Genomic DNA, 21,965 nt, shown 5'->3' with positions numbered 1-21,965 from the left:
TTAGGAGGTGCATTTGTCAGAAGTAGACGTCGACGTTGCTGCGCCCGGTGGATTTCAACCAGTTCTCGATGTCCAGATAGCCACCGGGGTTGAGGCGCACCGCCTGGGTCCAGGCCTCGGCGGCCTGGTCAAACCAGCGATCGGCGTCATCCTGGCGGCCGTCTTCTTCGGCGATCCGCCCCCATTTCTCAAAGATCAGCCCCATGTTCTTGAGGCATGACGGCTGGTTGGAGTTTTCGTCCAGGGCTCTGCGGTACGTCTCAATCGCCCGCTCCTCCTCGCCGTTGGACATGTAGATGATCGCCATGTTCTTGAGGGTCTCCCCACGGTCGGTGGGGTTGTCCTCGAGTTTCAGCGCCTCGTCGTAGTTCTCCAGCGCTTCGGCGTAGTCGCCATCATTCTGAGCGGAGAGGCCATCGCGGTAATAGACATATGCCTCCTTGGATCGGGCGTTGATCGGCAACAGCTTGACGATCAGGTCCGCCATCACCGTGAAGCTTTTGTCGATGAAGTTGTCGTTGCGATTACTGCGGGGCACGGCGCTCCGGCGGAAGGCCCCCATCCTGACGGGAACAGCACCCGACCTAGCCTTGCCGTAACGAACAAGCGCCAGTGAGTCCTGCGGTTCAGACCGTCGTCCTCGATGTGGAGGGGATGAAATGCGGAGGCTGTGTACGAGCCGTGGAGCGCACCTTGCTCGAGCAGCCGGGGGTGCAGCGCGCTGATGTGAACCTGGTGAGCCGTGCGGCATGGCTAGATCTCAGCGAAGCCGATGGCGATGTCGACGCCGTACTCGGGGCCTTGGCCAGTCGTGGATTTCCGGCCCGTGAACGCTCCCTGGAGCCATCGTCCGCTCGGCTTGCGACTGGAGCTTCCGGATTGACCTGGTGGCAGCAGTGGCGCCAACTTATGGTGGCCCTCACACTGCTGCTGCTGTCGGTGCTTGGTCACCTCAGCGAGGCCGGCCATCTGTCGTTGCCCCTGATCGGCAGCCTGCCGTTCCATGCCGCGCTGGCCACCGTGGCCTTGCTGGGTCCCGGTCGGCCGATTCTGCTGGGTGGATTCGCGGCTGCCCGGGCGGCTGCGCCAAGCATGGACACCCTGGTGGGTCTGGGGGTCGGCAGCGCCTATCTGGCCAGTCTTGTGGCACTGATCTGGCCCCAGGTGGGCTGGCCCTGTTTTTTCAACGAGCCGGTGATGCTGCTGGGTTTCGTGTTGCTTGGGCGCTTCCTGGAGGAACGGGCCCGCTTCCGCACCGGTCAGGCGCTGCATCAGTTGGCCCAGCTGCAACCCGATACGGCCCGTCTGGTACTGCCGGATGGCGCCATCCGGGATGTTCGGGTCGGGGCCTTGCGCCCCGGGGAGCGGCTGCAGCTGCTGGCGGGGGACCGTGTGCCCGTGGATGGTGTTGTGGTGGAGGGGTATTCGGCGGTGGATGCCTCCAGCCTCACCGGTGAACCGCTGCCCTGGCAGGCAGAACCCGGACTTGAGCTGTCCGCCGGCAGCCTCAACCTCGATGCACCGCTCGTGCTGGAGGTCACGCGGGTTGGAGCGGAAACGGCGCTGGCGCGTATCATACGCCTGGTGGAGCAGGCCCAGGCGCGTCGGGCCCCGATTCAGGGGCTGGCGGATCGCGTAGCCGGACGCTTCTGCTACGGCGTGATCGCTCTTGCCCTGGCCACCTTCCTGTTCTGGTGGCTGTTCGGCGCTTCTCAATGGCCTCAGGTGATGCAGGCGTCAGCACCTGGCATGCCCCAGGGGCATCTGATGACCAGTGGCCATGCGATGCATCACGGCGGCCTCGGCAGTGGTGCCACCTCCCCGGTCGGGTTGGCGTTGCAGTTGTCGATCGCTGTGCTGGTGGTGGCCTGTCCCTGTGCCCTTGGTCTGGCCACCCCCACCGTGATCACCGTGGCCACTGGTCTGGCAGCGCAGCGGGGCTGGTTGTTCCGCGGCGGCGATGTGATCGAAACCGCCGCCGGCCTCGATCACGTTGTGTTCGACAAGACCGGCACCCTCACCCTCGGACGCCCGCTGGTGACCAGCGTGTGGGCCAAGGACGCGGCTCTGCTGCTGCAGCTGGCCGCAAGCCTCGAGCAGAGCAGTCGTCACCCCCTGGCCCATGCCCTGCTGCAGGAGGCGCAGCGACGGGACCTGACCCTGCTGGAACCAGTGCAGGTCACCACCGTGTCCGGGCAGGGTCTGGTGGGCGAGGTGGAGGGTTGGCCTCAACCGATCCGGGTGGGACGTCCCGATTGGCTGGGTTCATTCGGCGTTGCCCTCAGCGATGAAGCCAGGACCTGGCTTGCTCAGGCCGATGGCTCCGTGGTGGCGGTGGCCCATGGCAGTGCGTTGCTGGGATTGGTTCAGATCGAAGACCAGCTGCGTGCCGATGTGGTGCCGGCGCTGGAACGCTTGCGTCAGCAGGGCCTTGCCCTGGCGATCTTCAGCGGTGACCGCGAGCCGGCCGTGCGTGCCTTGGGTCAGCAGCTGGGCTTTGAGGCGGCTGATCTGGGCTGGCAGATGCTGCCGGAGCAGAAACTGCAGCGTCTGGAGGAGCTGCGCCAACGGGGGCGGGTCGCCATGGTGGGAGATGGCATCAACGATGCGCCGGCTTTGGCCGCGGCTGATCTGGGCATCGCCATCGGCACCGGCACACAGATCGCCCAGGACACCGCCGGCATGGTGTTGATGGGAGATCGTCTGGACAACCTGCCGGAAGCGTTGACCCTAGCCCGCCGCACCCTGGCCAAGGTTCGGCAGAACCTGTTCTGGGCATTCGGTTACAACCTGATCGCCCTGCCCCTTGCCGCCGGTGCCCTGCTGCCGAGTCAGGGGGTGCTGCTGTCCCCGCCCCTGGCGGCCTTGCTGATGGCCATCAGTTCGATCACGGTGGTGCTCAATGCCCTGCTGCTGCGGGTGGCATGAGCGGTCGCTTCATTGTTCTCGACGGGATTGATGGCTGCGGCAAGTCAACGCAGCTCGATCATCTTTTGGGCTGGCTGCCGGGCAGCGGACTGATGCCGGCAGGGGCCGAGCTTATCAGCACCAGGGAACCGGGGGGGACGCCGCTGGGCCGTTCCGTGCGCGAGCTTCTTCTGCACACACGGGCGGAGCAGGCTCCGGCGCCAACGGCGGAATTGTTGCTCTACGCAGCGGATCGCGCCCAACACGTGGAGCGGCTGATCCTCCCAACCCTGGAACGGGGCGATTGGGTGATCAGCGATCGATTCTCCGGCTCGACCATGGCGTATCAGGGCTATGGCCGGGGCTTGGATCGCCAGCTCATCGATCAGCTGGAACGGATCGCCACCGCGGGTGTGCAACCGGATCTCACCCTGTGGTTGACCCTGCCGCTGGAGGAGAGTCTGCGGCGCCGGCAGGGTGATCAGGCCGACCGCATCGAAGCAGAGGGGCAGGTCTTTCTGCAGCGCGTCATTGACGGGTTTGCGGCCATTGCCGAGCAGCGGCAGTGGTCGGCCATTGCGGCGGATCGTCCGCCGGAGGCCGTGAGCCGCGCCTTGGAACGGGAACTGATGGACCGCCTGGGATGACCAATCTTTTCGAGGACCTGATCGGTCAACCCTTGGCGGTGGATCTGCTGAAAGCCGCGTTGAACCGGCAGCGCCTGGCACCGGCTTATCTGTTCGCCGGCCCTGATGGTGTGGGCCGTCGGCTGGCAGCCGTGCGATTTCTGGAGGGTGTGCTGGGGGCGGGGCAACAAGCGGAGCGGCAGCGACGGCGGCTGGAGGAGCGCAACCATCCCGACCTGCTCTGGGTTGAGCCGACGTTTCAGCACCAGGGTCGTCTGCTGACCCGGGAGGAAGCCGAGGAGGCCGGGATCACCCGCCGCACGCCGCCTCAGCTACGGCTGGAGCAGGTCCGCTCGATCAGCCGCTTCCTGGCCCGTCAACCGGTGGAGGCTGAACGGGGCATGGTGGTGATCGAAGCGGTGGAGGCGATGCCGGAGGCCGCGGCCAATGCTCTGCTGAAGACCCTGGAGGAGCCAGGACACGGGCTGTTGATTCTGCTTTCGGCTGCGCCGGAGCGGTTGCTGAGCACGATCCGCTCACGATGTCAGCTGATTCGCTTCCTGCGGCTGGCCCAGGCGGATCTGAATCGTGTGCTGGAGGGTTGTGGAGCGGTTGCTGAGCACGATCCGCCGGAGCTGCTGGCCATGGCGGCTGGTTCACCGGGTGCTCTGCTGGAGCATCGGCGCCAGCGGGCAGGCTTGCCCGAGGAGCTCACGGGGCGATTGGCATCTATGCGGGATCAACCCATGGAAGCCTTGGCTCTCGCCCGGGATGTGTGTGAAGCCCTCGATGGTGAGCAACAGCTGTGGTTAATCAACTGGTGGCAGCAGCAGCTGTGGGCCCGTGGTGCCGGTGATCGACCGTTGCAACGCCTGGAAACACTGCGGCGCCAATTGCTGTCTTTCGTTCAGCCACGCCTCGCCTGGGAGGTGGCGTTGCTGGAGCTGACAACCGGTAAGTAAGGCTCAGGCGCTGGCCCGTTCACTGTCTTGATTGCGCTCATTGCGGGCGATGGCAACAACATCTTGAAGGTCGTCCAGCTCGCCACCGATCGGCAACTCAAGGCAGTAGCCGGCTCCGTACACGGTCTTGATGAAGCGTGGCTTGCGCGGGTCAGGTTCAAGTTTGGTGCGCAGATGACGCACGTGAACACGAATGGTTTCGATGTCGTCGTCCGGTTCGTAGCCCCAGACCTCTTTGAGAATCAGGGATGGAGCGACGGTCTGTCCGTGGCGTTGCAACAGGCAGTGGAGCAGTTCGAATTCCAGGTGGGTGAGTCGCACCGGGGTGTCGAACCAGATCGCTTCAAACCGCTCAGGAACAAGGGTGAGCGGTCCGTAACTGAGGATTTCGTTGTGGTTGCTCGAGCCCACGGGAGCACGATCACTGCGGCGGAGGAGTGCCTTCACCCGCGCCTGCAGCTCTTCCAGATCAAAGGGCTTGGTGAGGTAGTCGTCGGCGCCTGAGTTGAACCCACTGACCTTGTCCTTGGTGCCGCCGAGGGCCGTGAGCATCAGGATCGGGATGCCGGAGGTGCGGTCATCGCGGCGCAGGCGCTGACAGAGGGTCAGGCCATCGACTTTGGGCAGCATGAGGTCCAGCAGGATCAGATCCGGGGTGTACTGGAGCGCAAGGGCCTGGCCCTTGATGCCGTCATCGGCCCGTTGAACGTCAAAGCCACTGTGCTCCAAATGGCCGCTCACCAGGTCGCGCATGTCCTGGTCGTCTTCGATCAACAGGATGCAAGGCTTCATCGATCTAGGGGCGGAACAAGAAAAGAAAACGGAGCGCTGGTCTTCTGGAGCGACGCTGAACGGATTCTCTCAAGCTTTTCGGGTGAGTGCAGATTTTGCGTTGTGAGAGGAATTTCAGGTTGATCCCTGAGATCCACTGCACTGCAGGCGATCTTGCGCCATGGTGATTGGCTGAGCCGAGGCGGCTGTTCAGGAAGTCTTCCGCTTCGGGCAATCGGTTGTCATGAAAATTCCTTTTTTGTCGATAAAAAAGCCACAGCAAACGCTGTGGCTTTCAAGCTCCCCGGGCGGGATTCGAACCTGCGACCAATCGATTAACAGTCGACCGCTCTACCGCTGAGCTACCGAGGAGTGACTCCCGAAGAACTTACCTGTCAGAGCTCCCGTGCTGCAAGCGTCGTTGCAGTTTTATTCCTGACATCCACGGACCAATACGCCCCGCACGCATCTCCGCTGCGCCATCGGCACAGGTCAGTTCCTCAAGCCGGTGGGTGATCCACAGCGCTGTGAGGGGGGCTTCTGGTCGTCGGCAGAGCTCCTGAACGGCGGCGAGCACGCTGGACTGACTGTCTGGATCGAGCAAAGCCGTCGGTTCATCCAGCAACAGCAGGCTCGCCTCGCTGGCCAGGGCTCCGGCAATGGCCAGTCTCTGTTTCTGGCCACCACTGAGGGCATGGATCGGTCGGCGCTCCAGGCCTGCCAGTCCTAGTTCCTCCAGCCGCAGTCGGATGCGTTCGCGGCGTTCGCTGTTGCCGAGGCCTTGATCCATGCCCAGCAACAGATCGCTGCTGCAGCTCGGCAGGAGCAGTTGATGATCCGGGTTCTGAAATACCAGAGCCGATTGATGGTCGGTGCTGATCGATCCGGATTGCGGTTCGATCAGCCCTGCGATCAGGCGAAACAGGGTGCTTTTGCCACTGCCGTTGCAGCCAACCAGCATCCAGAGACCAGGCTTCGGGATGACGAGATTGCAATCGTCAAGAACAGTCTGACCATTGGCCCACCTATGGCTCAGGCCTGTGATCCGAAGCTCAGCGGTCGCGGTCTCAGGAGTCAAAGGAGAAGCCGGGGCGCTTGCTGCCGCCCGTCGCAGCAGTCTTCTCATAAAGCTGAACGGCGAGAACCTCACTGATCAGCAGGGTGACTTTCTTGCCTTCAACTTTCTCGCAGGTGAGCTCCAGCAGGCGGGGTTGACCGCTCTCCAGGGCTTGTCGGATCTGTTGGTAAAGAGCTTCAGCGGCCTCGGCCTCCTTGCGCTGTACGGACACCGGGACGGGGCTCATGCGCAGGGCAAGTTCGATGACGTACACGGCATTGATGTCTCAAGGAACTCATTCTCGCGGAGCAGCAGCGCGCCTGACTGTTCACGCCTGGGCATTTCTACTCATCGTTTCGCCCTGGTACGGATTTCTTGCTCCAGGACGGAAAACAACACCTAGGGTTGTCGTGTAACGCTTCATGAAGCGCCTTTCTCATGACGATCGCTGTAGGACGCGCGCCTCAGCGGGGATGGTTCGACATCCTCGATGACTGGCTCAAGCGCGACCGCTTCGTTTTTGTCGGCTGGTCCGGCATCCTCCTTTTCCCCACGGCCTACCTGGCCATCGGTGGCTGGCTCACAGGCACCACCTTTGTCACCTCTTGGTACACACACGGCATTGCCTCCTCGTACCTGGAAGGTTGCAACTTCCTCACCGCTGCTGTCTCCACCCCCGCTGATGCGATGGGTCACAGCCTGCTGCTGCTCTGGGGCCCTGAAGCCCAGGGCGACTTCGTTCGCTGGTGCCAGCTCGGCGGCCTCTGGGCCTTCGTGGCCCTGCACGGCGCCTTCGCACTGATCGGCTTCATGCTGCGTCAGTTCGAAATCGCTCGTCTGGTCGGCATCCGCCCGTACAACGCCATCGCCTTCTCCGGTCCGATCGCGGTGTTCGTCAGCGTCTTCCTGATGTACCCCCTCGGCCAGAGCAGCTGGTTCTTCGCGCCCTCCTTCGGTGTGGCTGCGATCTTCCGCTTCCTCCTCTTCCTCCAGGGCTTCCACAACTGGACCCTGAACCCATTCCACATGATGGGCGTCGCCGGCATCCTCGGCGGTGCACTGCTCTGCGCCATTCACGGCGCCACCGTGGAAAACACCTTGTTTGAGGACGGTGAGCAGGCCAACACCTTCAAGGCGTTTGAGCCCACTCAGGAAGAAGAGACCTATTCCATGGTCACCGCCAACCGCTTCTGGAGTCAGATCTTCGGGATCGCCTTCTCCAACAAGCGCTGGCTGCACTTCTTCATGCTGTTCGTGCCTGTGATGGGTCTGTGGACCAGCTCCATTGGCATCATCGGCTTGGCCCTCAACCTGCGCGCCTACGACTTCGTGTCGCAGGAAATCCGCGCTGCAGAAGATCCCGAATTCGAGACCTTCTACACCAAGAACATCCTTCTGAATGAAGGTCTGCGTGCCTGGATGGCACCGGCTGACCAGCCGCACGAAAACTTCGTCTTCCCTGAAGAGGTTCTGCCCCGCGGCAACGCCCTCTGATTTCAAAGACCATAGTTACCAGCCTCCCGAAAGGGAGGCTTTTTTATGTAATGACGCAGTTCAGAAATTCAAAGATTCAGAGAGTGCATTGAACGCCAGTTGTGCCCCTGCATTGATTTGGGCCTGTCGTTGCAGCAGGACGACGTCATCGTCGAAGGCAACAACGCCATACCCCTGATCCGACAACTTATTGATCTGTCGAAGATTGCGTTTCAGACCTTTGCGCTGTTTTCGAAACGTCTGAAACAGGCGTTGGTTGTGGAGATCGGCCGCAACCCATTCCACCGGAACGGGTTGGCCGTCCTGATTCTGATAACGGTCGTTGTAAGGAAAGCGGATCAATACTTCACGATTGGCCAGGTGGGGGATCAGGCCCGTGGTGGCCGCAACGCTGCTGTTATCTGGAATGGTCTGGATCAAAGCAAGGGCCCGCTGGCCATGGCGGAACTGGGCCACGGGATCCCGGTAGATCCAAGGTTGGATGCTGTCTGGAATCATCCAGGACAAGCTCTGGTTTGGATTGGCCGTCACGGTGAACAAACAGGACAGGGCGATGGCGCCAGCCCAGATCCGGCGCAGGCGGCGAGATTCGAACAGCACCTGACGGCTGCGCCACCAGAGCACGGCTCCAGCGAACAGCCCCGGCACCACTAGATAGGTGTAACGGATGCTGATGGACAGCGGATTGTTGAAGCCCTGGGCCAGTAGCAACCCCAGCAGTGGCAGCCCCATCAGCAGCCAGCTGTCGATCGAGATGAAGGGCACCAGGATCAGCGGTAAGCCCTGGGCCAGTAGGTAGGTGATGGTGTTGCCCGGTGGCGACACCAGTTCGCGCAGCAGAACCAGGGGCTGGCGCAGCACCAGCCCAAGCACCTCCAGGCTGCTGGCCTGGTCGCGGCCTTCCAGGTATTGCCCGAAGTTCTCCACCATGAACCGTTGGGCGTTGTCTGCGCTGAACAACGGCATCAGAACGTTGGTGGACAGGGCCACCCATCCGCCACCGAACAGGATCAATGTCACGGCCATCGGCCAGCGCCCCTTACGGCGCAGACCCAGCCAGATCCCAACTCCCATCAGCACAACGCCGGTGTCCTCCCGAATCAGGGGAATGGCCAGAGCGGCTGCCCATGTGAGCCAGCGCTGCTGGCGCTCCAGCCCCAGCAGCAGCAGAAACACGCACAACGGCAGCTGACTGAGATCGGTGAAGTTGCTGAGCATGCAGGGCGCGATCACCGCATTGGCGCCGTAGAACGCGATGGTGACCATGGCCGCCAGGTCGGGCTTGAGCTGCTGTTGCGCCAACCGGTGCAGCACGAGCCCAGCAGCGGTGATCAGCACCACCTGCAGCATCGGAAGGGCCCATTTCCCCAGCAGCCCCACCAGCGGAATCCACAACGCCAGGATTGGGGTGAAGTGCTGCCCGAGCCGGTGGTAACCGAGGGCGGGCAGCTCACCGCTGTGGATCACGTTGGTGGACAGCTGCGACGAGAGCGTGCTTTCAAAGGGGTGCCCCCGCAGGCCGTTCCAGAGCACCTGCATCAGGATGCCCTGGTCCATGGAGGCTGTAAGGGATTGCATGCGCCACCACTGCAAGGCGCAGCCGATCAGCACGAACAGTGCTGCGGCCAGATGGACACGCTGTTGCGCCGACTCAGCTGAACGGGGGTCTGGGGTCTGAAGCGAGGCCATGGAGTCGTTCAGCGTGCTCAGGTTCCGATGATCTGCAGAGGGTCAGGCCCGAGGGCCAATCCCGGCAGTGCCAGTCATCGCGTTCAGCCTGATCGATCAGCCGCCGTTGCACCTTTCTGGTGGAACCCCAGCCTGGGTCGGTCGGGTTCAGCAGCAGCACCGTCCAGTCTTGATCGCTGAGTTCACGGTTGAAGGAGGCTTTGGGGAAGGCGATCCGGCGGCGCTGGCTGAGGTGCGGTACGAGGTAACTCGTGGTGAGCACTGCGGCGTTCGGATGCACCTCGGCCATGGCTTCCTGAGTTGAGGGCAGATGCGGCAGCCGCTGCAGGTAGGGCCCTGTGAAGAACCAGGGTTTGGCCAGGGCCAGCCAGCAGGCTGTCGCCCAGATCAGGCTCCTGGGAAGTCGATGGCGGGGTCGACCCGCTGCCAACCCCCCATCAATGGCCGCCAGCACGGCGACCAGCGCCAGAGGCAGGCTGTAGTGATGCACCAGGGTGCGGTAGCTGGCGGAGGCCGACAGCAGATTGACCAGCACCAGGGGCAGGGCGATCAGCAGGGTTGGCAGTGATCGCCGTCGCCAGAGCCAGATGCAGGGCAGGCAGAGCAGCCCCAGGTACTGAAGGCCTCCGCTCCAGTCGAGGCTCTGCAGGATCTGCATCGGCCCGCCGCTGAGATGACTGAACATGCGAGCGGCGGCCTTGGGGCCTTCGCCATCGCGCAGCCAGGGATAGAGCCACCGACTCAGCAGCAGCAACCAGCCCGCCGCCAGCCCGCTGACGGCGGCACTCCACCGCCAGCGCTGGCGCCATGCCAGATCGAGCCCCATGCCGCCGAGCACCAGCACCAGCCCATCTCGGGCCCCCAGCATCACCAGCAGCAGGGCCAACCACAGGCGCGGGCGTTGGGCCCGTTCGGCCCAGAGGGCCCAGGCGAAGGCGGGCATCACCCACGTTTCCGGGTGCACATCGAACAGCAGAGTGTTGAAGACGACGGGCTGCAGCCACCACAGTCCGCATGCCAGCCAGCAGCCGTGTCTGGAGACGCCAGCCTGCTGCGCCAGCCACCAGATCGGGATGGCCGTGAGACTCAGGGCCAGGGCTTGGGCCGCCAGCAGCCACTGCACCGATGGGATCAGCTCGTAGAGCAAACCGGTGCCGTACAGCAGCCAGGCACCGTGATCCGCCAGCACGTGAACGTGCTCCATCGAGGAGATCGGTGGCAGCCCCTGGCTGATCAGCCAGACCCACTGGTCAAACAGGCCCAGGTCGTAGGCGTTGCTGTGCAGTAGGGCATGCCGCAGGGCGCTGCAGCCCCAACCGATCAGCCCCAGACCGACGGCAAGACCCCAGAGCTGGCGGGGTGGTTTCATTGGCATTTCCACAGCTGCCATTCACCTCTGGCCGGGTCCTGGCTCGGCAGGCAGCCCGGCATCGGCTTGTTGCTCACCAGCCAGTAGGGCCCCTTGGGTGGCTCACTCTTGCGGTACTGCAGCAGGTTTCGGCCCGCATACCAGCCGAGGGACGGCCGGGTGGGCCCCTTCAGCCAAACGGACGCATCGGCCGGCAGTGTTCGCACCTGAGCGGCCACAGGCCGTGGATCCCAGCTTTCATTCAGCTCCCACAGCCAGAGGCGGCTGTGCCAAAGGGCCAGCAGCGCCAGGCCCCAGGCGATCACCAGGATCGCCAGCCCGCGTCGCCGCCGCTGGGGCTGGGGATGTCTGATGGCTTGGCCTCCAGCCAACAGCCCGAACCCCGCCAGCAGCAGGCTGAGGCTCGGCAGTTGTGGCTCGCGGATCACCAACGTGCCCAATCCAGCCAGGCTCAGTCCAAGGCCGAGAACCTGCCAGCACCGGCCCACCCAGCGGGGCGCCCCGGAGTCGAGCAGTTGAGCCAGCCCTTCGGCGCAGAGCAGGGCCAGAGGCGGCCAGAGCAGGTGGCTGTACCAGGGCAACTGGGTGCGGAGCGGCAGCACCAGGGCGGCACTGCCGAGGAGCAGCCCCAGTTCCCAGCGCCCGGCGCTGTTGTGGCGTTGCCGCCAGGCCCAGTGCAGACCGATGGGCAGCAGCAGCAGCCAGGGCCAACCACCTTCCAGCACCTCCACCCATGGGGTCCACCAGCCGTGGCCATCGCCGACGCTGCTGGTGATCCGGGCCAGTCCCTGGCCGCCCCACATAAGCAGCGCATCGTCGCCGCGCACACTCCAGTGCCAGAGATGCCAGCTCAGTCCGGGCAGCAGTCCCAGGCTGAGGCCGATCCAGCCGCGCCAGCGCGGCCAGCTGTTGCGGCCGCCCACAACCAGGGCGATCAGGCCCAACCCCAGCAGTGCCGGTGGTTTCAGCAGCAACACGCCACTGCCGGCGATCCCTGCGCTCAGAGCAGCCAGGGGATGCTGACGGCCCCGGATCCAGCTCCACCACAGCAGCAGGCTGCAACTCACCAGCGTGCCGTCCAACATCGCCAGCCGGCCGTGACGGGCCATGGGCAGCAGGGTCATTAACACCACCCCCGCCAGCAGGGCCCGGCGGTGCCGGTCGGGACCGTTGAGATCCCTGCGTATTAGCACGATCAGGGGGACCGCCAGCGTGGAGAGCAGGGCCGGCAGCAGTCGCACCAGGGCGTCCTGCTCTCCGTGGGCACGGATCAGCTGGCCCATGGGGGCGTGAAGACCGGGGGGTTTGTTGAGGTAGGGCTGCTGCCATTTCATCGGCAGCAGGTTGGTGCTGGAGCGGGCCACCGTGGCCACGCGCCCTTCATCCCAGTCGCGCAGCGGCAGGTTGCCCAGACCCGGCAGCCAGAGCATCAGCGTGAGCAGCCAGAGCAGCAGTGGCATCAGCCAGCGCTGTTGATCCAGCAGCTTCGCCAAAGTTTTGACACCTCCGTTAGGGTTCAAGGGTCCCGACCGCAGTGGTGTGGTGGCATCTTCGGACCTTTGGGTCCTGGACACCACCGAATGCATCACCGGCGCTCATCAACCCTTTCAGGAGGAGGTGTCCATGCAATCCAGTTCTTTCATGCAGGGTCTGCTGATCGCGGAGAACGCCGGCTGAACGGCGCCTTCTAACTGATCATCCGGTTCCGCGGCAAAAGCGGACTCGGCGAGAGCCCCCGGTCGGTCTTCCGATCGGGGGCATCGTTTTGTTCAGGAACGCCGACGTGGGTCGGCAGGGAGTGGTCGATCCAGCTGTCGATCGAGTGCGGCTTCAAGGTCGGGATGCTCAATCCCATTGCGCTGCAGCACCACCACACCACTGTTGATGGCCTGCACCCGATGGCTGTCGCGGTGGGCCGCCAGCCAGCGGCGAGCGTTGCGCAGCTGTTTCCAGTCGCCTCTGAAAGCAACTCCGTATTGCTCGAGCTGCTCGAGATCAACGGCGATCCAGTCCACCTGCTGGGATGATCCGGATCGATCCAGATAGCCCGTGGCGAATGGGAAACGCACGAGGACGGCGCGTCTGGCGAGTAGCGGCACCAGGGGGGTATTGGCGGCCACCGAGCCATCGTCGGGGATGACGGACAGGGCCTGGCGAGCGGTGACGCCATGGTTCCACTGACGCAATGGGGCGCTGTACACCCAGGGATCAATGCTGTCCGGGATCAGGAAGGAAAGGCTGCGGTGAGGGTTGCTGCTGACCGTCAGCAGCAGAGAGAGGCTGAGGGCAGCTCCCCAGGCCAGGCGGGTTCGCGCTCCAGGGTTGGGTTTTGGCCGACGCTGCCACCAGAACAGAGCGCCAAGGGCGAATCCCGGCACCACCAGCAGCGTGTAGCGGATGGTGATCGAGAGGGGGTCGTTGGCCCCCTGGGCCAGAAACAGCCCGAGCAGACTGGGGCCCGCCAGCAGCCAGGTGTCGAGGCTGATGAGAGGGACGAACAGAAAGGGCAGGCCGTGGCCGAGCAGATACAGCAGGGTTTGACCCGGTGGATCCACCAACTGCTGAAGCAGCAGCAGGGGCTGGCGCAGGGCGTGTCCCACCATTCCGAGGCTTGAGCTGCTGTTCTCGTCCCCCAGGTACTGGCCGAAGTTTTCCACCATGAACCGCTTGGCGTTGTCGTCGGAGAACAGCGGCATCAGCAGGCTGGTGCAGATCAGCACCCAACCACCACCCCAGGCGATCAAGGCCATGGCCAATGGCCAGCGCTGCCGTTGCCGCAGCAGCAGCCACAGACCGATAGCCACCAGCAGCACACCGGTGTCCTCGCGAATCAAAGGGATCCACAGGGCTGCCCCAGTGATCCACCAGCGGCGACGTTCCACCAGGCCGAGCATCATGAGGAACACGGCCAGGGGCAGCTGGCAGAGGTCGGTGTAGTTCCCCAGCGTGGGGCCGATCAGGGCATTGCCGGCAAAGAAGCCGTAGGTGAGCCAGTTGGCAGTGCGTTCCGGCAGCAGACCCAAGGCCAGTCGATGCAATGTGAGGCCAGCCGCCGTGATCAGTCCCACCTGCACCAGGGGCAGGGCGGCACCTCCGATCAGCCCCAGAAGGGGTGCCCAGAGCAGGAGAGTGGGGGTGAAATGTTGGCCAAGCCGCTCGTAATCGACCGAAGGCAGCTCCCCGGCGTGGATCACATTCGTGGAGAGCTGCGAGGAGAGGGTGCTTTCAAACGGATGACCCTGGAGACAGTTCCAGAGCACTTGCTGAAAGATTCCCTGGTCGTAACTGGCCAGAAGCACCCAGGACCGCCAGGCCTGCAGCGCCAGCAGAACGGCTGCGAAGAGAACGGCGACGCGCAGGACCCGGGGGGACATGGAGCGCACAAGGGGCCGTACCACTGTGGGTGGCCACCCACACGAATCGATTTAATGTTCGTAGCGAACGCTTTCAGGCGTGTTCTGTGACACCTGTTACCAGTCATTAAGGGAGCTGGCACAGGGATTATTGGTTAACCCTTGGTAAAGCCTTATGAGGTTTATGTGGCGCTGTTGCGCCCATTTTCTGTGTGAGGACCCCCCATGAAGCTTTTCCAGCAATTGCTGGTGGCTCCTGCTGCCCTTGGCCTTCTGGCCACCGGTGCTAACGCCGCCCAGCTCAACATCAATGGTGTTGCTGAGTACTCCTCTTCCTCAAAGGATCAGGTCACCAGTGTCACCCAGTTTTCTGACGTTTATCCCACCGACTGGGCCTATCAGGCTTTGAGCAATTTGGTGGAGCAGTACGGCTGTGTGGCCGGCTACCCCAACGGCACCTTCCGTGGCAACCGGGCCATGACCCGCTATGAGGCTGCTGCCCTGCTGAACGCCTGCCTCGACCGCGTCACCGAGGTGACGGATCAACTTAAGAGCCTTATTACTGAGTTCGAGAAGGAACTCGCAATGATCGCCGGCAAAGTGGACGGTCTAGAGGCTCGCGTTGGGGAACTCTCAGCGTCTCAGTTCTCCACCACCACCAAGTTGAAGGGTTATTCAGCGTGGGTTCTTGGTGCTGCTGAAGGTTTCGATGGTGATGCGGGTGAAGCTGTCACCTTCAACTACGACCTTCGTCTTGCCCTTAAGACGTCCTTCACAGGCGAAGACATGCTGACCACCGTCCTGCGGGCGGGTAATTTTGGTCCCTCTGTCTGGGATGAAGGTCTGACATTTGTTGAAACTGCCATGTCATCTGGCGGCAGTGTCAAGATTGGTCGCTTGTATTACACCTTCCCAGTTGGTGAGAACCTGACCGTAACGGCTGGTCCTGTGGTGCGGACAGATGATGCTGGTATGTACGCCGGCTATGCAACCTTCTATCCTTCCGACCTGCTGCTGGACTTCTTCACCTACGGCGGTGCTTGGGCCTCCAACAACTTGGCTGGTGCTGGTGCTGGCGTGGGCGGCGTTTACTCGTTTGGTGACTCTGGCTTCTCACTTAGCGGCAACTACGTCGCTTGGAGTGGATCAGAAAGCATCGGTCAAGATGAAACTGCATCCACATCTTCTTGGCAGCTTTTCTACTCAGGTGAAGTTGCTGAAGGTAGCTTCTTGGCCCAAGCTGGTTATGCCTACGCACAAAATGTAGGCCTTACTATTGGCACCAACAAAGCTTTCGCTGTGGAAGGCGACAGCCGTAATGGTTACAGCCTTGCAGCCGCATGGGCTCCTGCAGATGCTGGCATCATTCCCTCTGTGAGTGGTGGTTGGTCAATGTCTGACCCTGAGGGCACCGATGAAAACATTCATGGCTGGTACGTTGGCCTTGAGTGGTCTGATGTGTTCGTAGCAGGCAACTCATTCGGTACAGCCATCGGCCAGGCTCCTAAGGTTGAAGATGACTACAACAAAATGTGGGAAATCTTCTACAAGTTTGCTGTATCCGACAACATCACCGTTACCCCGACCTACTTCATCATTGATGAGTATTCCGGTAGCCTCACTGGTGAATATGTTCACGGTGCTTACCTGAAGACCACCTTCACCTTCTGATCATCAACGGTTAATTCCCAACCGTTCTTTATTCCTAAACCCACCGCTCTGCGGTGGGTTTTTTTTCGTCTTTTAATCGCTACTTAGACTCTTAAACTTTTTTTAAATTATTAAAAGAGTAGTAATGGACACAAAATTGTGCGGCCGCTTAAGGATGCTTTTGCGTCACCAGTAACTTTCAGAGGGACTTTTTGTCCACTTCCCTCAATTTTGGTGTGAGGAATCTCATGAAACTCTTCCAGCAACTGCTGGTAGCGCCTGCCGCCCTGGGCCTCCTGGCCTCCGGCGCCAACGCCGCCGACCTGAACATCAACGGTGTGTCCGACTACACGGCATCCGAAGAGCAGGTCACCAGCATCACCCAATTCTCCGACGTCTACCCGACTGACTGGGCATACCAGGCTCTTGCCAACCTGATCGAGCGTTACGGCTGCGTCGCCGGCTACCCCAACGGTGCCTTCGCTGGCAACCGGGCCATGACCCGCTACGAAGCGGCTGCCCTTGTGAACGCTTGCCTTGACCGCGTGACCGAGGTGACCGACCAGCTGCGTCGTCTGATCAATGAATTCGAAACCGAGCTGGCTGTGATCCGCGGCCGCGTGGACGGTCTGGAAGCTCGCGTTGGCGAACTGGAGGCGACTCAGTTCTCCACAACCACCAAGCTGAAAGGCAAGGCGAATTTCGTCATGGGTGCCACCAATGCTCTTGGTGATAACCCCAAAGGCATGCGCGACTCTTACAACGCCGACTGGGGCGCTTTCACTTTCAGCTACGACCTGCGTTTGGGTCTGAAAACCTCCTTCACCGGCAAGGACCTGCTGTTTACTCGCCTACGCGTTGGCAACCAAGGTGGTTCTTCCACTTGGGATGGCGAAGGTGTTGGTTTGAACAAGCTTGACACTGGTGCTCCCGGTGGCAACGCTGTTGAGATTGATCGCCTGTATTACCGCTTCCCCCTGGGCAACGGATTCAAGGCTCAGGTCGGTGCTCTGACTCGCAACACCGAGATGATGGCTACAAAGCCAGTGCTTATGCAAAGGGTGGTCAAAAGGTTCTCGACTTCTTCGGTGGTTCCCTGGGAACTCCTGGCGTCTGGAACAAGGAAACTGGAAGTGGCTTCGGTCTGATCTACACCAATAAGAAGAGCGCCGGCAAGGGCAATCCTTACTGGACTCTTGCAGCCAACTACGTTGCTGACTCCGGCGAAGGTGAAGATAGCAACCCCAATTCGGGTGGCTTCATGACCGACAACTCTGAAGCGAACATCACCAGCCAGATTGCCTATGGAACCCAGAAATGGGGCCTTGCAGCTGGTTATCGCTACGGCCAGTGCGGAGCTAAATTCCGTACTGGTACAGAGTTCGCAGGTAAGGGCGACACTTCTTGCACCGTCGAAAACAAAGACGGCAACGAAGTTCGTTCAGATGCCGATAGTCACAACTGGTCCGTTCATGCCTTCTGGCGCCCTGAGGAATCAGGAATGATTCCCTCCATCAGTGCAGGTGTTGGTGCTTCCTACAGCAACGGCAACGATGACTGGGAGCGTGCGACTGAAATCCGTGAAATGGCCTCTTGGATGGTGGGTCTCACTTGGAACGATGTTTTCCAGAAGAAGAACGCGCTTGGAGCTGCTATCGGTCAGCCACGGTTCGTGACTAAAGTTGAGCGCAGGGGTGAAAGTGATTTTGTCGCCGATGGCAACTATGCCATGGAGCTCTGGTACAAGTTCCAAGTCACCAATAAAATTGCTGTGACCCCTGCCATCTATTGGCTCTCTCGTCCTTATGGATTCGAGACCCCCAACGACAAGTCCGTTGGTGTTCTGGGCGGTGTTATTCAGACGGTCTTCAAGTTCTGATTCCTAAGCAGCCTTCGGTGGGGTTTCTGAATTGTTCCCCACATAGATCGGCCCCCCGTAAGGGGGGCTTTTCTATTGCGTTTAGTAATGGGTTAATTATTTAGCACCACTACTGATTCTCGGTGCCTTTGGTTTGTTGAGACACTTCCTGCAGGAGCTTGAGAAGATTGATATGAAACTGCTCCAGGGCCTTTTGGTCGCTCCGGCAGCCCTGACATTTTGATTGCTCCCGTACAGCATAAGCTCAGGATCTCAACATTATGTTGACGGTACTTACTTAAAGTAAAGTCCAACTTAATTTTCCAATTAGCAACGAAGAATCTCCACTTGTGCTTTCTTCCTCAACCCACCTTTTGTGAGCTTGGTCGTCTTTGGCCATCAATCAGCGATCTAGGTTCTTAGCCTAAGCTTAAATTAGTTAAGGCGTAGTAATGGACACATAAAAGCGCGGCCTCCTGTGCAGTGTTTTCTTGTGCCTGTATTTTCCTTATGGACTGCTGTCCACTTCCCTCAATTTAGGTGTGAGGAATCTCATGAAACTCTTCCAGCAACTGCTGGTTGCGCCTGCCGCCCTGGGCCTCCTGGCCTCCGGCGCCAACGCAGCCGACCTGAACATCAACGGTGTGTCCGACTACGCGGCATCCGAAGAGCAGGTCACCAGCATCACCCAGTTCTCCGACGTCTACCCGACTGACTGGGCCTACCAGGCTCTCGCCAACCTGATCGAACGTTACGGCTGCGTCGCCGGCTACCCCAACGGTACTTTCGCTGGCAACCGGGCCATGACCCGCTACGAAGCGGCTGCCCTGCTGAACGCTTGCCTCGACCGCATCACCGAGGTGACCGACGAGCTGCGTCGTCTGATCAAAGAATTCGAAACCGAGCTGGCTGTGATCCGCGGGCGCGTGGATGGTCTGGAAGCTCGCGTCGGCGAACTGGCGGCCACTCAGTTCTCCACCACCACAAAGCTGAAAGGTAAGGCCACCTTCGTTACAGGTGCCATTAATTCTGAGGACGACGCAGATAAATCTGTCTATGACGCACTGAGTTTCTCTTACGATCTCCGCTTGGGTCTTAAGACCTCTTTCACCGGTAAAGATCTGCTCTTCACCCGCCTGCGCGGCGGCAACATGAAGGATGGATCTGCTTTCTCCGGCGGACTGCGCAAGTTGGATGTTTCTGGAATGTCTGGAAACACCATGGAAATTGATCGTCTCTACTATCGTTTTCCTGTTGCAAAAGGCCTGACCGCCATCGCGGGTCCTCTGGCTCGGAATACTGAAAGCTTGGGTATGAAACCTACAGCTTACAAAGTGAAGACCCTCAACATGTTTGGTGGTCACTGGGGTACTCCCGGCGTCTACAACAAGGAAACCGGCGGTTTGGTTGGCTTGATCTGGAAGCAGAAAGTAGCTAAAGGCAAACCCAAGTTCACTGCGGCTGTGAACTACGTCGCCGATGCCGGAGAAGCCGAGAACAGTGATCCCACAGCAGGTGGCATGTTCGGCTCTAATTCACGTGCCAACACAACTGCTCAGATCGGTTACGGATCTAAAAAGTGGGGTCTTGCTTTCGGTTATCGCTACGGACAGTGCAAGGCAGGTTTTGGAACTGGCTTCTATAAGGCTCAGGATTGCGTCAAAGGCACTGACGTTTACTCCAATAACTTTGCTTTCAACGGCTTCTGGAAACCTGCTGAGACTGGCCTGATTCCCTCAATCAGCGCTGGTTATGGATTCTCCAGCTTGGAGGGTTCTGACGTTGAAACACTGGCTAGTTGGATGGTTGGCTTCCAGTGGGACAAGATTGCAGACACAAGTCACAAGCTTGCTGTCGGTTTCGGTGCCCCTCAGTACGTTGTTTCTCAGAAGGGAGATGACCCTGATGCTCCTGAACTTGCTTTCGAAGCTTCCCTCAAGCTGAAGGTTGCTAAAAAAGTATCTGTCATTCCAGCAGTCTTCTACCTGCCTGAGCAGTCTCAGGGTGTGGATGATGCGTCCCAGTGGGGTGGCGTCGTTCAGACCGTCTTTAAGTTCTGATCCAAAACCCTACTTCGGTCTGGCTGTCAGACTTGTTCCTCACACAGATCAGCCCCCCTTTCAGGGGGGCTTTTTGTGTTTAACAATGGGTTAACGAGCTAGCGCCGTTCTCTGAGTCCGGTACCTTCGGGTTGTTGTTGAAACGCTTCCTGCAGGAAGTTGAGGGGATTGGTATGAAACTGCTCCAGCACCTTTTGGTCGCTCCAGCAGCGCTGACTTTTTTGATTGCTCCCCTTTCGGCACAAGCTGCGGACCTCAACATTGACTCGGTTGCGGATTACTCTGCAACCCTCGATCTTGAACAGGCCAAGCAACTGCTGCAGCAGGTCACCAGTGTTAATCAGTTCAATGATGTATACCCAACGGATTGGGCTTATCAGGCCCTGGTGAGGTTAGTGAAAACCTATGGCTGTGTGGCTGGTTATCCGAACGGCAGCTTCCGCGGCTACATCCCAATCACGCGTTATGAAGCGGCGGCGTTGTTGGCCTCCTGTCTCGATCGTGTCACAGAGATGACCGAAGAGGTGGAGCAGCTGCTGAAGGAATTTGAATCTGAACTCAACTTCGTGGCGGGCAGCATCATGCTGCTGGAGGACCGCGTTGGATCCCTCGAAGCCAGTCAGTTTTCAACCACGACAAAGTTGAAGGGCAAGACCACCTTCACCATGGGTTCCACCAAGGCCTATGGCACGAACGATGGATCCAAGTATTACTGGAATTACGATAGGAAACACCAGATTGTTGAAATTGACGGTCGTGAGTCACCCCTGGGCTCTACGCAGAACAGTCGCTCCTGGCAGAGGACCCGTGAAGCCTGGCGAGCCGTTCACAACCGCGATGGTTCGCTGAAGGAAAAAGACGGCAAACGCGGTACTGAGATCATCAAGGGAACTAAGCTCGAGAAGCACTACAAAGACATTCGTTCTCGTAAATTCCGAGATCACAAATCCTGGAAAAAGGATGCCACAGGAGGTGGTACCCGCGCCTACAACAGTCAATACGGGGCCTTTACCTTTAACTACGAGCAAAAGCTGAACCTGAAGACCTCATTCACCGGAAAGGATCTCCTCTACGCAAGTTTCACGGCAGGCAACTTCTGCGACAATGCCTTTGCTGGCGACGGTGTGTCTCTGACAAAACTAAGCACCGCCCCTTGTACTGAAGATATTCTCGGTTTAGGGCGTTTGTATTACCGCTTCCCCCTGAAGAATGATGAACTGATCGATCACTCGCTGATCTTCATTGTTGGTCCAATGGCGAGAAACACTGAGAGCCTGGGGATGTGGCCGTCGGCCTACAACCGTGGCGGAGCTCGCATCCTTGATTGGACCGGACTGGCTGGCGTGCCGAATGTCTACAACAAGGCCACAGGTGCGATGTTCGGTGTGATTTATAAGGAGAAGACTGAAAACAAGGGAGATCCGGCGTTCTCGGTCTCGATGAACTACTTGGCAGAGGACGGTGGTGATGGTGATCCGGTGCTTGGCGGCATGTTCACCAACAATTCCCGCGGCAATTTCCTCGTCCAGGCCGGTTGGGGCGGCGAGGAATATGGTGTCGCCTTCGCGTATCGCTACGGCCAGTGCGGCACTGGCCAGCGCCGTGGAACCAATTTCATGATGGATGATTCATTCAACAACGAATGCTGGCGTGATGTTTGGAACTGGACGGAAGAAGATCTTTATCAAGGCGATTACATCGCTGAACGCAGTGAGCGCAACAGCCACAACTTCGCTCTGAACGGGTATTGGGTCCCCCAGGAAACCGGATGGATTCCCTCCGTCTCTGTCGGCTATGCCCGCAGTGCGATCACGGGTTCGGGATTCTTCAAGTACTCCCCTGTGGCCAGCCAGTCCTGGTTTGTCGGCGTCAAATGGGATGACGTGTTCGATGTCGGCAACGACCTTGGTGTCGGCTTCGGTATGCCCAACTTCGCGACTGAGCTGGCCGGTGGCTATTCCCCAAATGATGCCAATTACCTCGTGGAGCTCTACGCCTCCTTCCAGGTCACCGACAACATTCAGATCACGCCATCGGTGTTCTGGATGTCACGTCCTCTGGGTCACTACACCGCCAACCTCAGCGGTGATCAGGATCAGAACGGTGCATCGACCTTCGGCATCTTTGGTGGTTTGATTCAGTCGGTCTTCCGGTTCTGATTCAGCAGCC

Annotated in this window: 16 protein-coding genes, 1 tRNA gene and 1 pseudogene; 9 read left to right on the top strand and 9 right to left on the bottom strand. The window is 60.2% G+C overall.

What is annotated here, in order from left to right; genetic code table 11:
- Positions 1-16 precede the first annotated feature (16 nt).
- Positions 17-538, bottom strand: a complete 522-nt coding sequence (locus TX72_RS11290) for a photosystem I assembly protein Ycf3 (protein WP_011129093.1) — start codon at positions 536-538, stop codon at positions 17-19.
- 74 nt (positions 539-612) lie between these two features.
- Between TX72_RS11290 and TX72_RS11285 the strand changes: the two genes are divergently transcribed.
- Genes TX72_RS11285 through TX72_RS11275 form a run of 3 tightly spaced genes read left to right on the top strand, consistent with a single transcriptional unit; the run spans position 613 to position 4,495 of the window.
- On the top strand, positions 613-2,928 hold the full coding sequence (locus tag TX72_RS11285; RefSeq protein WP_011129092.1) for a heavy metal translocating P-type ATPase: 2,316 nt from the start codon (positions 613-615) through the stop codon (positions 2,926-2,928).
- On the top strand, positions 2,925-3,554 hold the full coding sequence (gene tmk / locus TX72_RS11280) for a dTMP kinase (RefSeq protein ID WP_011129091.1): 630 nt from the start codon (positions 2,925-2,927) through the stop codon (positions 3,552-3,554). Before TX72_RS11285 ends, tmk begins: the two co-directional genes overlap by 4 nt.
- Positions 3,551-4,495 (top strand): DNA polymerase III subunit delta', encoded by a 945-nt coding sequence (locus TX72_RS11275; protein ID WP_011129090.1) that lies wholly within the window; start codon positions 3,551-3,553, stop codon positions 4,493-4,495. The genes tmk and TX72_RS11275 overlap by 4 nt, the downstream gene beginning before the upstream one ends.
- A 3-nt stretch (positions 4,496-4,498) precedes the next feature.
- On the opposite strand, the gene TX72_RS11270 is transcribed toward TX72_RS11275, so the two are convergent.
- The 4 genes from TX72_RS11270 to TX72_RS11255 form a co-directional block, all read right to left on the bottom strand.
- A complete protein-coding gene (locus TX72_RS11270; protein WP_011129089.1) occupies positions 4,499-5,287 on the bottom strand; it encodes a response regulator transcription factor in 789 nt (262 codons plus the stop codon).
- A gap of 279 nt (positions 5,288-5,566) precedes the next feature.
- Positions 5,567-5,638 (bottom strand) — tRNA-Asn (locus TX72_RS11265).
- Positions 5,639-5,654: 16 nt separating this feature from the next.
- The gene (locus TX72_RS11260) at positions 5,655-6,392 is read right to left on the bottom strand and encodes an ABC transporter ATP-binding protein (RefSeq protein WP_011129087.1); all 738 of its coding nucleotides are present in this window, start codon (positions 6,390-6,392) and stop codon (positions 5,655-5,657) included.
- A complete protein-coding gene (locus TX72_RS11255) occupies positions 6,334-6,597 on the bottom strand; it encodes a UPF0367 protein family (protein WP_011129086.1) in 264 nt (87 codons plus the stop codon). Before TX72_RS11255 ends, TX72_RS11260 begins: the two co-directional genes overlap by 59 nt.
- A 164-nt stretch (positions 6,598-6,761) precedes the next feature.
- Between TX72_RS11255 and psbD the strand changes: the two genes are divergently transcribed.
- Entirely contained in the window at positions 6,762-7,817 is a 1,056-nt protein-coding gene (gene psbD, locus TX72_RS11250) for a photosystem II reaction center subunit D2 (protein ID WP_011127544.1), read from the top strand.
- Between the two features lie 60 nt (positions 7,818-7,877).
- Here the strand turns inward: psbD and TX72_RS11245 are convergent, their stop codons facing one another.
- From TX72_RS11245 to TX72_RS11235, 3 genes are read right to left on the bottom strand one after another with little or no spacing between them, the layout of a single operon-like run.
- Positions 7,878-9,506, bottom strand: coding sequence for a DUF2079 domain-containing protein (locus tag TX72_RS11245; protein WP_011129085.1), 1,629 nt, complete (start codon positions 9,504-9,506; stop codon positions 7,878-7,880).
- Positions 9,469-10,875 carry a DUF2079 domain-containing protein gene (locus tag TX72_RS11240; protein ID WP_148228822.1) on the bottom strand — a complete coding sequence of 469 codons (1,407 nt, stop codon included), beginning with the start codon at positions 10,873-10,875 and terminating at the stop codon, positions 9,469-9,471. Before TX72_RS11240 ends, TX72_RS11245 begins: the two co-directional genes overlap by 38 nt.
- Entirely contained in the window at positions 10,872-12,335 is a 1,464-nt protein-coding gene (locus tag TX72_RS11235) for an ArnT family glycosyltransferase (RefSeq protein WP_042504483.1), read from the bottom strand. Before TX72_RS11235 ends, TX72_RS11240 begins: the two co-directional genes overlap by 4 nt.
- 37 nt (positions 12,336-12,372) lie before the next feature.
- On the opposite strand from TX72_RS11235, the gene TX72_RS14325 reads away from it, so the two are divergent.
- Entirely contained in the window at positions 12,373-12,552 is a 180-nt protein-coding gene (locus TX72_RS14325; RefSeq protein ID WP_042503908.1) for a hypothetical protein, read from the top strand.
- Between the two features lie 92 nt (positions 12,553-12,644).
- Here the strand turns inward: TX72_RS14325 and TX72_RS11225 are convergent, their stop codons facing one another.
- The gene (locus TX72_RS11225; protein WP_042503906.1) at positions 12,645-14,249 is read right to left on the bottom strand and encodes a DUF2079 domain-containing protein; all 1,605 of its coding nucleotides are present in this window, start codon (positions 14,247-14,249) and stop codon (positions 12,645-12,647) included.
- A 204-nt stretch (positions 14,250-14,453) separates the two neighbouring features.
- On the opposite strand from TX72_RS11225, the gene TX72_RS11220 reads away from it, so the two are divergent.
- From TX72_RS11220 to TX72_RS11205, 4 genes and pseudogenes are all read left to right on the top strand, one after another.
- Positions 14,454-15,899 carry an iron uptake porin gene (locus tag TX72_RS11220; RefSeq protein WP_011129081.1) on the top strand — a complete coding sequence of 482 codons (1,446 nt, stop codon included), beginning with the start codon at positions 14,454-14,456 and terminating at the stop codon, positions 15,897-15,899.
- Positions 15,900-16,126: 227 nt separating this feature from the next.
- Positions 16,127-17,757, top strand: a pseudogene (locus TX72_RS11215) (iron uptake porin).
- Positions 17,758-18,290: 533 nt separating this feature from the next.
- Positions 18,291-19,796 carry an iron uptake porin gene (locus tag TX72_RS11210; protein WP_011129080.1) on the top strand — a complete coding sequence of 502 codons (1,506 nt, stop codon included), beginning with the start codon at positions 18,291-18,293 and terminating at the stop codon, positions 19,794-19,796.
- Between the two features lie 173 nt (positions 19,797-19,969).
- A complete protein-coding gene (locus TX72_RS11205) occupies positions 19,970-21,955 on the top strand; it encodes an iron uptake porin (protein ID WP_011129079.1) in 1,986 nt (661 codons plus the stop codon).
- The last annotated feature ends 10 nt before the right edge of the window (positions 21,956-21,965 follow it).

Origin of the sequence: Parasynechococcus marenigrum WH 8102 (genome assembly GCF_000195975.1) — a bacterium.
Classification (GTDB): domain Bacteria; phylum Cyanobacteriota; class Cyanobacteriia; order PCC-6307; family Cyanobiaceae; genus Parasynechococcus; species Parasynechococcus marisnigri.
This window is presented reverse-complemented; position numbering and strand designations above follow the sequence as displayed.

Coding starts and splice junctions, on each gene's coding strand:
- tmk (WP_011129091.1), top strand. CDS start 2,925: ATGAGCGGTCGCTTCATTGTTCTCGACGGGATTGATGGCTGCGGCAAG.
- TX72_RS11275 (WP_011129090.1), top strand. CDS start 3,551: ATGACCAATCTTTTCGAGGACCTGATCGGTCAACCCTTGGCGGTGGAT.
- TX72_RS11270 (WP_011129089.1), bottom strand. CDS start 5,287: ATGAAGCCTTGCATCCTGTTGATCGAAGACGACCAGGACATGCGCGAC.
- TX72_RS11260 (WP_011129087.1), bottom strand. CDS start 6,392: ATGAGAAGACTGCTGCGACGGGCGGCAGCAAGCGCCCCGGCTTCTCCT.
- psbD (WP_011127544.1), top strand. CDS start 6,762: ATGACGATCGCTGTAGGACGCGCGCCTCAGCGGGGATGGTTCGACATC.
- TX72_RS11245 (WP_011129085.1), bottom strand. CDS start 9,506: ATGGCCTCGCTTCAGACCCCAGACCCCCGTTCAGCTGAGTCGGCGCAA.
- TX72_RS11240 (WP_148228822.1), bottom strand. CDS start 10,875: ATGAAACCACCCCGCCAGCTCTGGGGTCTTGCCGTCGGTCTGGGGCTG.
- TX72_RS11235 (WP_042504483.1), bottom strand. CDS start 12,335: ATGCCACTGCTGCTCTGGCTGCTCACGCTGATGCTCTGGCTGCCGGGT.
- TX72_RS11225 (WP_042503906.1), bottom strand. CDS start 14,249: ATGTCCCCCCGGGTCCTGCGCGTCGCCGTTCTCTTCGCAGCCGTTCTG.
- TX72_RS11220 (WP_011129081.1), top strand. CDS start 14,454: ATGAAGCTTTTCCAGCAATTGCTGGTGGCTCCTGCTGCCCTTGGCCTT.
- TX72_RS11210 (WP_011129080.1), top strand. CDS start 18,291: ATGAAACTCTTCCAGCAACTGCTGGTTGCGCCTGCCGCCCTGGGCCTC.
- TX72_RS11205 (WP_011129079.1), top strand. CDS start 19,970: ATGAAACTGCTCCAGCACCTTTTGGTCGCTCCAGCAGCGCTGACTTTT.